Origin of the sequence: Burkholderia glumae LMG 2196 = ATCC 33617 (genome assembly GCF_000960995.1) — a bacterium.
GTDB lineage: Bacteria > Pseudomonadota > Gammaproteobacteria > Burkholderiales > Burkholderiaceae > Burkholderia > Burkholderia glumae.
Window position 1 is genome coordinate 2,641,591 of the sequence record NZ_CP009434.1, and the last position, 12,195, is coordinate 2,653,785.

A 12,195-nucleotide genomic window follows, 5' to 3' on the forward strand; every position below is an offset into this window, starting at 1 on the left:
GCGCGTTCCTCACCGCCGCGCCTTGCGGGCACCGGCCCGGCAGCCCGGGCCGGCATGGCGGCCGGTCGGCCTGCGTCACCCGGCGCCGCGCACCAGGTTTTCGACCAGCAGATCGTAGTCGGCCACCAGCGCCGGATTCTCCGACGTATAGCGGCGCAGCAGCTCGCGCTGCCGGCTGGTGTACTGCTCCCAGCCGGCGTCGTGTTCGCGCAGCACGCGCGCCAGCAGGTCGGCGCCGGCCTGCACGTCGTTCTCCGGGTAGTAGTAACCGAGGTCGGCGGCGAGATGCGCGTTGTGGACCAGCGGATAGCCCTGCCAGCAGACGTCGAAATAGAAATAGTTGAGCGGGTTCTCCCACTGGTGCGAGACCACCACGTCGGTGAACTCGGACAGGAACACCGGCGTGTCGTAGCGGCCGACGAAGCTGGCCTTGCCGGCGCGCACGATGTCGAGGTAGTTCATCAGCAGCACGAACTCGCGGCTGTGATGCGCGAGATGCTCCGCGTTCGTCACGTGCGCGAACGCGATCGTGTCGGGCTCGCGGCGGAACACCTCGTCGATGATCAGCATCGGATAGACGCAGAACTTCACGACATCGTGGTTCGGCTCCATCACGGTGAGCCGCCTGCCCGGCTGCCCGTTGGGACGGTACTCGCCGTTCTCGCGCAGCGCCTGCGCGCGCGCGGTCAGGAACATCGGGTCCCAGACGAACGGCACCACGCGGCCCGGGCAGCGCCGCAGCGACTGCAGGAACGGCAGCGAGGACGGCGCGATCTGCGGGATGGCCCAGATCTCGTCGTAGCCGCGGTTGATGAACAGCGTGTCCCACAGCCTGCGGCCGAACAGGATCGACTGCGTGGCGTGGATGTACTCGAAGCCGCAGCAATAGCTGACGATCTTCACGCCGCGCGACTTCAGATAGGCCGTCTGCTCGCCGTCGATCTGGCCGCCCAGCTCGATCAGCACGTCGAGCGAATCCTTGGCCTCGGCGAACGGGCGCGTGTCGAAGCGGCGGCGGTCCCAGGGCAGCGCGTCGGTGAGCGGCGTGGCGGTGGTATTGACGAGCGTTACCCGGTAGGCGCGCGGCGAGCTCATCAGCAGCTTCGCGAGGAACAGCGCGTTCTGCTTGATGCCGTTGATCCAGAGGCTTTCGTTCGGCTCGTGCAGGCCGATGGTGATGCCGATACGCAGACCGTTCAAATCGACAGGGGCAGTCATCGTGGGCAGGCAAGGAGAAACCGGAAGCACACCGGGGCGCCGCCGAAGCGAGGGTCGGCCGCGCGGAGGGCATGAGTCATCGGCCGCAGTCTACCCGACCTGCCGCGCCGGATGGTGATGGCCGGCCACGCACGGCGCGCCGGCGAGCCCGGCCGCGCCGCACGCCCGATTCAGTAATGCCGCGTGCCGCGCACGCTGACGGCGGTATCGAACAATTCCTGTGCCCGCGCCAGTTCGTCGAGCGCATGGTCGAGCCGCGATTGGGCGGCCGCGCGCTCGGCGGAATCGACGCTCTCGTCATGGTCGCCGCGCACCGCGCGAAACGCGCGATCGACCTTGCGCGTCGCCTCGAAGAAGCGCTGGGCGGCGAGCGCCTCGCGTGAATGACCGATGTTTGCCATGCACCTTCCTCCTCGGGCCTGCCACCCGGCCCGCCAGGGGCGAGCGCTCCCTCGCGGGAACGCTCGCGGACAAGAATCGCGTCCGCCGCCGCGCCATCTCACGTGGCGCGGCGGCGGACGCCCTCCGGGCCGGACCGCAAGCCGAGCGGGCGGCCAGCGCGCCGCCCTTGGCTACGGCAGCAGGCTGCCCTGTGGATCGCCTGCCGTGCCGAGCACCGGCACCGGCTCGAGCGCGGAAAAATCGAACAGGTCGCGCGTGAGCCCGCGCGCGTGTTCCGCCGGCGGCCGGCCGCGCAGCCGCTTCACGAAATCCGTGTACACGGCCGCCGGCTCGACCGCCGGCAAGTCGAACAGGTCGCGCGTGAAGCCGCGCGACTGGGTGCCGGCCGAGCGCCCGCGCAGGCGTTCGACCAGTTCGACATAGGCTTCGAAATCGCCCTCGCGCGCGGCCTTGCCGATCCGCGCCAGCTCGCGCAGCTTCAGCACCGACGGCTGCGCGAGCCGCACCGTGTAGGGCGCGTCCAGCTCGACCGCGAGCGCCACCGGATAGCTGCGCGCACCCGGCTGCGCCGCGCGCGCCACGCAGTCGACCACCGCCGCCGCCTGGGCCGCGCCGAGCGGCCTGCCGGTGCCGGCGCTGCGCAGGTGGGCGGGCGTGACGCGCAGGCGCGTGCCCACCCCGAGCGGCGCCGGCGACGCGCAGACCAGCGCGTAGTGCTGCTCGCGCCGCCGCCCCGAGGGCAGCGTGGCGCGGCTCGTGATGAAGGTGTACGGCGGCAGTTGCCGCACCTGCCCGAGCGCATCCACCCAGGCGTTCCAGAGCAGCATGCCGCGCGATCCGGGCTCCAGCGCACGCGCGCGGCCGGCCGGCGGCGTGAACAGCGCCATCAGCGAGCCCGCCCGGTGCGCGGCCATCTGCACGCTGCTGCCGAGCGACTGCCCGATGCCCCACAGGAACCGCCCGCCGCCGAGCCGCCGCTCCCACTCCTTGCGCAGCACGGTGGTCGACAGATCCTCGCCGGCTTCGGCGCCGATCCTGGTCCAGCAAAACGTCGGGGGCAGGTGTTTCAGTGTCATCAACTCTCTCTCGGGCGTGGCCACCCGATCTTGCGAGGGGCATTTCAATAACCGCTACTGTATAGTTATAATGCATGACATGGAAGCCCCGAACGCCAATTTTTCAGTTCAGGAGCTGCTCGACAGGCTGCGGGCAGATCCGCGCTCGTCCAGCGAAATAGCAAGGCTTTGCGGCGTAAGCCAGCCTACCGTGTCGCGTCTTCGGCTGTCCGGCGGGCAGCGTCTCAGGCGCAGCGATCCATTCATCAAGCTATGCAATTTCTACGGAATGGAAGCCCCCGCCGCGGGGGCGCGCGGCGGCAGCTACGACGAGCGCCTGCGTGACGCGATCGTCGACGCCTGGGACGGCTCGGACGAGCACGGCCGTGCGCTGATGGTGGTGATCCAGGGGCTCAAGGGCCTCAGCTCGAAGCCCGGATGACGGCCGCGCGGCGGCACGAATGCGGCGGCCAACGACGACGCGCCCGGGGCTGGCCCCGGGCGCGTCGTCGTTGGCGAAGCGAAACCGCGCGAAGGCAGCGGGCGGCGCCCGCCCGCTTTCAGTGCGAGATCCTTTCCAGCGCGATGCCGCGCGTGCGCGGCCCCATCAGCCCGATCGACGCCATCACGATCAGCATCGCGGCCGAGATGAACGCGAACACGCCCGCCGTGCCGAAGCCGTTCAGCACCGCGGCGATCACGAACGACGTGAAGATCGCCGAGAAGCGGCTCCACGAATAGACGAAGCCGATCGCGCGCGCGCGGATCGCGGTGGGAAACAGCTCGGCCTGATAGGCGTGGAAGCTGTACGACATGATGTTGTTGGCGAGCGTGAGGCCGATGCCGAGCAGCACCAGCGGCGCGGCCGAACCGCTGCGGCTGAACGCCAGCCCGCAGACGATCGCCGCGCCCGCCATCGCCACGATCACGCTCTTGCGCTCGAAGCGGTCGCCGATCGCGAGGCCGATCAGCGGGCCGACCGGCGCGGCCAGCGCGATCACCCCCGAGTACATCAGGCTGGTGGTGATGGTGATGCCCTGCTTGATCAGCAGCGTCGGCACCCAGTTCGCAAAGCCGTAGAAGCCGACCGTCTGGAACACGTTGAAGACCGTCAGCATCACGGTGCGCTTGCGGTACGGCGCCACCCACATGTCGGCGAAGCGGCCGCGCGCCGCCACCGGCTCGGCCGGCCCCGGCGGCGGCAGCGGCCGGCCGTATTCGGCGGCCACCTGCGCCTCGAGCGCGCGCATCACGCGATCCGCCTCGTCGAGCCGGCCCTGCTGCGCGAGCCAGCGCGGGCTCTCCGGCAGCGCGCGGCGAATCCACCAGACGAAGATCGCGCCGTGCGCGCCGATCAGCACCACCCAGCGCCAGCCGTCCAGGCCGAACGGCGCGCGCGGCACCAGCAGGTAGGCGAGGAACGCGACCACCGGCACCGCGCAGAAGCCCACCGCCTGCTCGCAGGCGAACGCGCGGCCGCGGATCTGCTTGGGCACCAGCTCCGAGATGTAGGTGCCGATGGTCACCATCTCGACGCCGAGCCCGAGGCCCACCATGAAGCGCCAGAAGTTGAGGCCGCCCGCCGTGTCCTGAAACGCCATCACGAGGTTGGCCGCCGTGTACCAGAGCAGCGACCAGGTGAACACGCCGCGCCGCCCGAAACGGTCGGCGAGGAAGCCGCAGGCGAGCGTGCCGATGAACAGCCCCGCGAACAGCGCGGCGATGAAGCTCGCCACGCCGGTGGTGCCGAACAGCCCGTGCGTGGCCGGGCTCAGGATGCCGCCCTTCACGAGGCCCGGCGCCACGTAGCCGCTGTAGAGCAGATCGTAGAGTTCGAAGAAGAAGCCGAGGCTCAGCAGCACCACGAGCTTCCAGACGGTGCGGGTCGGCGGCAGGCGGTCGAGGCGCGCCGCGATCGCGCCGGCATCGGGCGGCGCGGCGTCGGCGACGGTCGCGTGTCGGTGTTCGGTGGCCATGCCGGTCGTCTCCATCGGTCTTGTCGTGAGGTCCTGTCGTCGCGCGCCGGCCGCCGCGTGGCAGCGCGGCCGGTGCGTCGCGCATTGTACCGGGCCGGCCGGCCCGCAAGGCCGCGGCCGCGGCCGCGAGGATGCCGAGGACTATGCCGCCGCGGTCTCGACGGCCGGCGTGCGCAGCCGGTCCAGCAGCGCGCGGCGTGTCGAACGCTTGGCTCTGATCGCCGGCGCGCGGCAGCGCCTCGCGGCCCTCCGGCCATACAGCCATGCACGCAGCCACAACCAGGCGCGCTCGCGAACCAGGCCGCTCGCGCCGGCGAAGGCTTGCACATCGCGCGCGTTGATACGGCCCATCGATTGATGGCCCGGCCTGCCGTTCGCGATCGCCCGGAGCCGACCATTTTTCCTGCGGCATAGTGCGCGCAAAACTTCAGTAACCAAAACAGTTGCCGACATTACCGATACAGACCACCACAATCGGGGAGAAAACCATGAAAAACATGACCGTAGGCCAGAAGCTCACTGGCGCGTTCGGAATCGTCATACTGATTTCGCTGATCGGCAGCGCGATCTCCATCGTCAATTTCCTGCGCCTGAACGACGCCAACGGATGGAACATTCATAGCTATCGCGTGCTGCGAGCGAACGACGAGATGTTGGCCAACATGGTCAACATGGAGACGGGAGTACGCGGCTACGTGATTTCCGGGGACGACAAATTTCTCGATCCCTATGTGGCCGGCCAAGGCCAGTTCACCAAATCGTACGAGCTCATCCACGGCCTCACCTCGGACAACGCCGCCCAGCAACAGCGCCTGGAGGAGCTGCTGCAGCTGCGCAACAAGGTGGGCAGCGTCGCCGAGAAGCTGATCGCGCTGAGGCGCGACGTCAACGCGGGAACCCAGCCGCTGAGCGCGCTCACGGATGAATTCAAGCTCGGCAAGGACAAGCAGTTCATGGATCGCTACCGTGCGGTGTCTGCCGATGTCGGCAATGCCGAACAGGCCCTGCTCGACCAGCGCTCCGGCCAGGTCGCCACGATGACCAACGCCACCATGTTCACCTTGACGGCCGCCGGCCTGGTCACGATCACCCTCGCGATCGTGTTGGGCATCGTCATTACGCGCGGCATCCTGCGGGCGCTGGGCGGCGAGCCCGCCGCGGCCGCGAGCGTGGCCAGCCGCATCGCGCAGGGCGACCTCTCGGTGGCGGCGCCGGTTCGCGACAAGGATCAGAGCAGCCTGATGGCGTCGCTGGAGGGCATGCGGCAGCAACTGAGGGGCATCGTCGCGGGCATCCAGTCGTCCGCCGAGTCGATCAAGTCGGCCGCGGGTGAAATCGCCCAAGGCAATCTGGACCTGTCGCAACGCACCGAAGAGCAAGCCGCCTCGCTGGAGGAAACCGCCGCGAGCATGGAGCAGTTGACCTCGACCGTCCGGCAGAACACCGATAGCGCGAAGCAGGCCAACATGCTCGCCACCAATGCGTGCGACGTGGCGGTGCGCGGCGGTAACGTCGTGGACCAGGTCGTCGAATCGATGAAGTCGATCTCGGAAAGCTCCGGCAAGGTATCGCAAATCATCACGGTGATCGAGGGCATTGCCTTCCAGACCAACATCCTGGCACTCAACGCCGCGGTGGAAGCCGCGCGCGCGGGCGAACAGGGCCGAGGGTTCGCCGTCGTGGCAGGCGAGGTGCGCACGCTCGCCCAGCGCAGTGCCAGCGCCGCCAAGGAAATCAAGGATCTCATCGAAAGCTCGGTCGATCACGTGGCAACCGGCGGCGAGCAGGTCAATCGGGCGGGCACCACCATGTCCGAGATCGTCAAGTCGGTGCGCCAGGTGACCGACATCATGGGCGAGATCGCCTCGGCATCCGACGAGCAGGGCACGGGCATCGAACAGGTCAACACCGCGGTCAGCCAGATGGACGCGGTGACCCAGCAAAACGCGGCGCTGGTGGAACAGGCCTCGGCCGCGGCGCAGGCCATGGCCGAACAGGCCGCCACGCTTCGCGACGCGGTGGCCTTCTTCCGGATCGGCACGGCCGACGGCAGAGGCGCGGCCTGGCACTAAGCCGGCGCCACCGGGTGGCAAAAGCCGCCCGCTGGCGCGACCCGGCGCGGCGGCCCGAGCGGCCGCAGCCAAGCGGCACCGCGAAGGTCGCCGCGCCCGGCTTGCGGTGGAAGTTGACACTTTCGGCACATTGTTAAATTGCAAAGCGCCAAGAATGGCGCTGACAGCATCGACATGCAGGAGACGTGATGAACGACACCCGGACTGAGCCGCCTCCGTTCGACATCTGGGAGTGGTGCGCGCTGCTGTTCGCACTCGAGCCGATTGCCGACGAGCTTGCCCGCACGTATGTGAGGTGTTACCCGCACAAGCCGATGACGTGGTCCACGCTGCGCCGGCTCGAACTCGAAGCGCTGGACCGTCTCGACTGTTTTCCTCGGCAGAATCCCGGCCTGCTCGCATCGCTGCGTAGCGACATCGTCACGATGTGCCTTCCTGCCACCGACACGCCCGTGGACCTGGACAACGACCATTTCGTCCCCGTGGTTGCCGCGCAGCTGTGGAGCGCCTATCTTCGCCTGAAAGAGCGGCGGCAGCCGGTGCCGGTGGCCTGGCGATCGCGTGCCGAGCGCGCCGATTACACGGCAAGCCCGGCGATCGCGGGCGCGCTGGCGTAGCGAAGCCGCAGCCGGCTGCTCGTCGTCCCGATTCGTCGAATCATTCGGATACCCAACCAAATCGGCGTATCCGCCGCGTTGCCGCCAGATTGCGCGGCCGGCAACGTGTTCGCCGGCGTCCGGCGCTGCCGGGCTGGACCCGGCTGCCGCCGTCATCGGCCCGCGGCCTGCCGGCCACTGGCTTGGCCGCGCCCGTTCCGGGCGCTCGACTCGGGTGCTCGACTCGGGTGCTCGCACGAGCCCTTGACCCGGGCCGATTCCCCGCTCTGCGCATGAGCCAGGCCGCCGGTGCCGCAGCCTCGCCCGGCAACCGCACAGGCGGCTCGCGCGCGACCGCGACGGCTGCCGACCTCGGCCAGCCGGCCCCCTCGGCGGGCCCGACGACATCGAACCATGCGGACCGGCGCGTCCTGCCCGGTCCGATGCGGCCGTTCGCCCTCAAGATATGTTCGGCCTTGCCGATATCCCCATAGCGCCCGTCTCCGAAGCCGATTCAAAAATCCCGTTCAGCATGTCTGAAGCAATTTCATCAGACATATATTTCATCAGACAAGTGGGCAGCCGGGTTTTTAGAAATGCTTCGTGAATGTCCGCGCGATTAACACAACGAATGTGCGGACGACGCAAATTGCGGAGGTCGAGAGTGGTGGCGTTCAAGGCCCTGACGATACGTGACGTGTGCGCCTCGCGATTGGGCGTTCACGGTCGCGATGCCGCGCTCGCGCGGCGCTCGCCGATGTCGCTCGAAGTCGTGGCGCGCGTCGGCGCAGACCATGCCGGCTTGCCGGAGCGCCCGGCCACGCGCGCCTCGAAACGGAATCGAATCCACTGCCAACAGCCGTTGCGCGACGCGCGGGCGCCCCGAAGGGGCGCGTCGCGCCGAACGTCACGCCCGTCCCGAGTCCACCAATCGTCGAGGAAATAAACCGCCCCCCCCACGGGGCTCTTGAGTTGGCAGCTTAGCCATGCCGTTCGCAATGGCTCGTCCGATACCGTCACTATCTCGATACCACCCATGCCTTCCTACTCGAATCTATCAATCCAGGCACGCTTCACGTTGATTATCGTGGCCGTCTTCATCGGGCTGCTGATCGCAACGTTCGCCGTCATCCGTCTGGTGGTCACGCCGAATCTCGCCATTCTCGAGGGGCACGTCGTCTCCGGCGAGGTCGACGAGATTTCCGTGCTCGTCAGCGAACAGCTGCGCAAGGTGGAAGCCCAGCAGCGCACCATCACCGAGACGGTTCCGCTGCTGTCGAGCGACCAGATCGACACCCTGCTGCCGGTGCTGGTGAATCAATACGGCGACCCGAACGTCTTCGGCGGCGGTATCTGGCCGCTGCCGAAAAAGCGCGATGCGACGCGCGACCGGTTCAGCACCTTCTACGCCCGCGATGCATCGGGTACGCTGGTGGTCAACACGCACTGGAACCAGCCCGACTCCCTCAAGTACTGGGAGCAACCCTGGTACAAGAACGGCGAGGATGCGCCGAAAGGCCATTGCCTCTGGGCCAAGGCGTATCAGGACGATGCGAGCCCGCAGCCGCGCACCAATTGCGCCATGGGCATCTACAAGGACGGCCAGCTGTACGGCGTCGCCACCATCGACGTCACGCTGGGATTCTTCAACCGTCTCGTCTCGCAGATGGAGCAGAAGATCCAAGGCCAGGTCCTGATCGTCGAGCGCGACGGCAAAATCGTCAGCAACAGCGCCGGCACGCCGGCGAACAGCATCCTGAAGAATCTCTCCGAGATCCAGGCCGACAGCCCGATGGCCGCGGAAATCCTGCGCCAGCTGTCGCAGGGCAATATCGAACGCAGCGGCAAGTATCTGGCCGACGGCGTCTCTCGCACGCTGTTCCTGCAGCCGATTCCCGATAGCCCCTGGCTGATCGCCACCAGCGTGCCGACCGCGTTGCTGATGAAAAACAGCACGCGGATCCTGCAGCAGCTGGCCGCCGTGCAGATTCCGCTGGCCCTGGCCCTGCTGATCGTCGTGCTGCTCGGCATCCGGACGCTGATGAAGCGGCTCGGCATGCTGCGCGAGAAGATCGACGATCTCTCCTCGGGCGATGCCGACCTGACGCGCCGGTTGCCGGAGACGGGCGGCAAGGAATTCGCCGCGGTGGCGGCCAGCCTGAACCGTTTCGTCGATCGCCTGCACGACATCGTGGTGCAGGTGGTGGCGGGCACGCAGTCGGTCACGCTCGGCGCGCGCGAGATCGCGAACGGGAATCGCGATTTGTCGGCGCGCACGGAGCAGCAGGCCGCAGCGCTCGAGCAAAGCGCGGCAAGCATGACCCAGCTGACCCAGACGGTGCGCCAGAACGCCGACAACGCCCGGCAGGCCAACACGCTGGCCAGCGGGGCGACCGACGTGGCCAATAACGGCAACGAGGCCGTCCAGGGCATGGTGCAGACGATCGACCGCATCAGCGACAGCTCGGGCCGGATCTCCGAGATCACCGGCGTGATCGAGGGCATCGCGTTCCAGACCAACATCCTCGCGCTGAACGCGGCGGTGGAGGCCGCGCGCGCCGGCGAACAGGGCCGGGGCTTCGCGGTGGTGGCGAGCGAGGTGCGCAGCCTGGCGCAGCGCTCCGCGGCCGCGGCCAAGGAGATCAAGGAGCTGATTTCCTCGTCGGTGGCGATGATCGGCGACAGCACCCGGCAGGCCTCGCAGGTCGGCGAAACGGTGGCCGAGGTCAAGCAGTCGATCCGGCGCGTGGCCGACCTGGTCGGTGAAATTACCGCGGCGTCGGCGGAGCAGGCGCGCGGCATCGAGCAGGTCAGCGAGGCGGTCGGGCAGATGGACGGCGTGACGCAGCAGAATGCGGCCCTGGTCGAGCAGGTCACGGAGGCGGCGAAGTCGCTGGAGGATCAGGCCGAAAACCTGATGCGCGTGGTCGGCGTGTTCAAGATCCGCGCGCAGCGCTGATCCGCCCGCGCCCTGAGCTTCCCCCTCTGCATGCATGCAGCGGCGCCGGGCGTTCGCGTCCGGCTGTCGTGAAGCGCGATTTCCTCCCGCCGCAGCATGCGCTGAGGCGGGCCAGGCGCTGCCGGGTTCCACCGGATTTCGCGCGCCCTTCCCCTCTGCACCAGTCTCACGCGCTCCGGCATCCTCGCGATCCGCTCCGGCGCAAATGGCGCGCACCCAGGCCAGGAGGCCCGCCGGGCGGGTTTCGGTGTTTACGCGGATACGGGAAACGATATCGGAAGCGCTTGATATTTCATTTGTAGGCTATGAAGCTTCTCTTTAGACTGCACGCAAATCGAGCCACTCTCACGGACGAGCGATGTCGGACACGCAATCCAATCTGCGATCCCAACAACGATGGTTCGGCAGCACGGACAACAGCGGCTTCCTCTATCGAAGCCGGGTGAACCGTGCGGGTATTCCCGACCATGCAGCCGGTGACGGGCCGATCCTGCGCGATACGCGACCGGCACCGACGCATAGGCCAAGGACGCGATCGTGACAGTGCCGCTGAGCGCCGGGCTGCTGATCGGCACCGCCGGACTCCAGAACGAACCCCTCTCCGATACGCCGCCGCCGGGCCGGCGCCCGGCCCCTGGCCAGCGGGCGCACCGCGCCCGGAAGGCGGCGGCCGTGCCGGGAGCCGGGCGCGCATGAGGCGCGCCGCGCCCCGGCCAGCGGTTGGCCGCGCGCCGCCGGGCCCGAGTTCGCCGGGCAGACGGCCGTTCATCCAGTTCCGATCCGCGGCGGCCTGGTGCTGCCGTCGGCCCGGTTCGACCCGTTGCGGCGCGGCAGGCAGGCGGTATGACCGTCGCGGGCGCCCGGAAGACGCGCTGTCGGCAGCGCGGGCATGACCAGTAAGAAATACAAACCCAATCAACAGGAGACGACGATGAAACTGATCAGAAAGTTTGCGGTGGGTACGCTGGTGGGCGCGGTGTTGGCGCTGGCCGCGGGCACCAACGCCTCGGCCGAGGACAAGCCGATCACGCTGGGATTCTCGCAGGTCGGCGCGGAAAGCGCCTGGCGCACCGCCAATACCATGTCGATCAAGAGCGCCGCTAAGGAAGCCGGCATCAATCTCAAGTTTTCCGACGCACAGCAGAAGCAGGAAAACCAGATCCGGGCGATACGCTCCTACATCGCGCAGAAGGTCGACGTGATCGCGTTTTCGCCGGTCGTCGAATCCGGATGGGGGCCGGTGCTGGATGAAGCCAAGCGCGCCAAGATCCCCGTCATCCTCACCGACCGCGGCGTCGACGTGAAGGACCCGTCGCTGTACGTGACGATGATCGGCTCCGACTTCATGGAGGAAGGACGGCGCGCCGGACGCTGGCTCGAGGAACGCTACAAGAACGAGCCGGGCCCGATCAACATCGCCGAGCTGCAGGGCACGGTGGGCTCCGCGCCGGCCAACGACCGCCATGCCGGCCTGATGGAAATCATCAAGAACGATCCGAAGTTCAAGATCATCGCGTCGCAAAGCGGCGATTTCACGCTGGCGGGCGGCAAGCAGGTGATGGAAGCGTTCGCCAAGACCTACGGCAAGCAGATCAACGTCGTGTACGCCCATAACGACGACATGGCGCTGGGTGCCATTCAGGCCATGGAGGAAGCCGGCATCAAGCCCGGCAAGGACGTGACGGTCGTCTCGTTCGACGCCACGAAGGCCGGCTTCGAGGCGATGAAGGCGGGCAAGATCAACGTGGACGTCGAATGCAGCCCGCTGCTCGGACCGCAGCTGATGAGCGCGGTGAAAGACGTGGTGGCCCACAAGCCGGTTCCGCGGCGCATCGTGACCAACGAAACCATTTTCCCGATGGACGTCGCGGCGAAGCTGCTGCCGACCCGGAAATACTGAGGCGCGTGTCACGCGGC

The 12,195-nt window shown here is 67.9% G+C and carries 11 protein-coding genes; 5 read left to right on the top strand and 6 right to left on the bottom strand.

Features of this window, described 5'->3' with window-relative positions; genetic code table 11:
• Positions 1-75: 75 nt before the first annotated feature.
• The 3 genes from KS03_RS11810 to KS03_RS11820 all read right to left on the bottom strand — a co-directional run bounded on the left by KS03_RS11810 (position 76) and on the right by KS03_RS11820 (position 2,696).
• Positions 76-1,218, bottom strand: coding sequence for a DUF2827 domain-containing protein (locus KS03_RS11810; protein WP_012733307.1), 1,143 nt, complete (start codon positions 1,216-1,218; stop codon positions 76-78).
• Positions 1,219-1,388: 170 nt separating this feature from the next.
• Complete coding sequence (locus tag KS03_RS11815; protein ID WP_012733306.1) at positions 1,389-1,619, bottom strand: hypothetical protein; 231 nt, start codon at positions 1,617-1,619, stop codon at positions 1,389-1,391.
• Positions 1,620-1,790: 171 nt separating this feature from the next.
• A complete protein-coding gene (locus tag KS03_RS11820; RefSeq protein WP_012733305.1) occupies positions 1,791-2,696 on the bottom strand; it encodes a hypothetical protein in 906 nt (301 codons plus the stop codon).
• 79 nt (positions 2,697-2,775) lie between these two features.
• Between KS03_RS11820 and KS03_RS11825 the strand changes: the two genes are divergently transcribed.
• Positions 2,776-3,117: a hypothetical protein gene (locus tag KS03_RS11825; protein ID WP_012733304.1), complete on the top strand. Its 342-nt coding sequence runs from the start codon at positions 2,776-2,778 to the stop codon at positions 3,115-3,117.
• A gap of 118 nt (positions 3,118-3,235) precedes the next feature.
• Here KS03_RS11825 and KS03_RS11830 read toward each other — a convergent pair whose 3' ends face one another.
• Both KS03_RS11830 and KS03_RS11835 read right to left on the bottom strand, forming a co-directional pair.
• A complete protein-coding gene (locus KS03_RS11830; protein WP_012733303.1) occupies positions 3,236-4,651 on the bottom strand; it encodes an MFS transporter in 1,416 nt (471 codons plus the stop codon).
• Positions 4,652-4,792: 141 nt separating this feature from the next.
• The gene (locus KS03_RS11835; protein ID WP_232252192.1) at positions 4,793-5,104 is read right to left on the bottom strand and encodes a hypothetical protein; all 312 of its coding nucleotides are present in this window, start codon (positions 5,102-5,104) and stop codon (positions 4,793-4,795) included.
• A 35-nt stretch (positions 5,105-5,139) separates the two neighbouring features.
• Here KS03_RS11835 and KS03_RS11840 point away from each other — a divergent pair, with 35 nt between their 5' ends.
• Together KS03_RS11840 and KS03_RS11845 are read left to right on the top strand one after the other, a co-directional pair.
• On the top strand, positions 5,140-6,723 hold the full coding sequence (locus KS03_RS11840; RefSeq protein ID WP_012733302.1) for a methyl-accepting chemotaxis protein: 1,584 nt from the start codon (positions 5,140-5,142) through the stop codon (positions 6,721-6,723).
• Positions 6,724-6,911: 188 nt separating this feature from the next.
• Entirely contained in the window at positions 6,912-7,340 is a 429-nt protein-coding gene (locus KS03_RS11845; RefSeq protein ID WP_017433144.1) for a hypothetical protein, read from the top strand.
• Positions 7,341-7,778: 438 nt separating this feature from the next.
• On the opposite strand, the gene KS03_RS31330 is transcribed toward KS03_RS11845, so the two are convergent.
• Positions 7,779-7,997 carry a hypothetical protein gene (locus tag KS03_RS31330; protein WP_144415946.1) on the bottom strand — a complete coding sequence of 73 codons (219 nt, stop codon included), beginning with the start codon at positions 7,995-7,997 and terminating at the stop codon, positions 7,779-7,781.
• 358 nt (positions 7,998-8,355) lie between these two features.
• Between KS03_RS31330 and KS03_RS11850 the strand changes: the two genes are divergently transcribed.
• Both KS03_RS11850 and KS03_RS11855 read left to right on the top strand, forming a co-directional pair.
• The gene (locus KS03_RS11850) at positions 8,356-10,278 is read left to right on the top strand and encodes a methyl-accepting chemotaxis protein (protein WP_039202937.1); all 1,923 of its coding nucleotides are present in this window, start codon (positions 8,356-8,358) and stop codon (positions 10,276-10,278) included.
• A 931-nt stretch (positions 10,279-11,209) separates the two neighbouring features.
• Positions 11,210-12,178: an ABC transporter substrate-binding protein gene (locus tag KS03_RS11855; protein ID WP_012733300.1), complete on the top strand. Its 969-nt coding sequence runs from the start codon at positions 11,210-11,212 to the stop codon at positions 12,176-12,178.
• Positions 12,179-12,195: the final 17 nt, after the last annotated feature.

What these genes read in the sequence shown, in the direction of transcription:
- KS03_RS11810 (WP_012733307.1), bottom strand. Translation starts at nt 1,218, where the DNA reads ATGACTGCCCCTGTCGATTTGAACGGTCTGCGTATCGGCATCACCATC.
- KS03_RS11815 (WP_012733306.1), bottom strand. Translation starts at nt 1,619, where the DNA reads ATGGCAAACATCGGTCATTCACGCGAGGCGCTCGCCGCCCAGCGCTTC.
- KS03_RS11820 (WP_012733305.1), bottom strand. Translation starts at nt 2,696, where the DNA reads ATGACACTGAAACACCTGCCCCCGACGTTTTGCTGGACCAGGATCGGC.
- KS03_RS11825 (WP_012733304.1), top strand. Translation starts at nt 2,776, where the DNA reads ATGGAAGCCCCGAACGCCAATTTTTCAGTTCAGGAGCTGCTCGACAGG.
- KS03_RS11830 (WP_012733303.1), bottom strand. Translation starts at nt 4,651, where the DNA reads ATGGCCACCGAACACCGACACGCGACCGTCGCCGACGCCGCGCCGCCC.
- KS03_RS11835 (WP_232252192.1), bottom strand. Translation starts at nt 5,104, where the DNA reads ATGTCGGCAACTGTTTTGGTTACTGAAGTTTTGCGCGCACTATGCCGC.
- KS03_RS11840 (WP_012733302.1), top strand. Translation starts at nt 5,140, where the DNA reads ATGAAAAACATGACCGTAGGCCAGAAGCTCACTGGCGCGTTCGGAATC.
- KS03_RS11845 (WP_017433144.1), top strand. Translation starts at nt 6,912, where the DNA reads ATGAACGACACCCGGACTGAGCCGCCTCCGTTCGACATCTGGGAGTGG.
- KS03_RS11850 (WP_039202937.1), top strand. Translation starts at nt 8,356, where the DNA reads ATGCCTTCCTACTCGAATCTATCAATCCAGGCACGCTTCACGTTGATT.
- KS03_RS11855 (WP_012733300.1), top strand. Translation starts at nt 11,210, where the DNA reads ATGAAACTGATCAGAAAGTTTGCGGTGGGTACGCTGGTGGGCGCGGTG.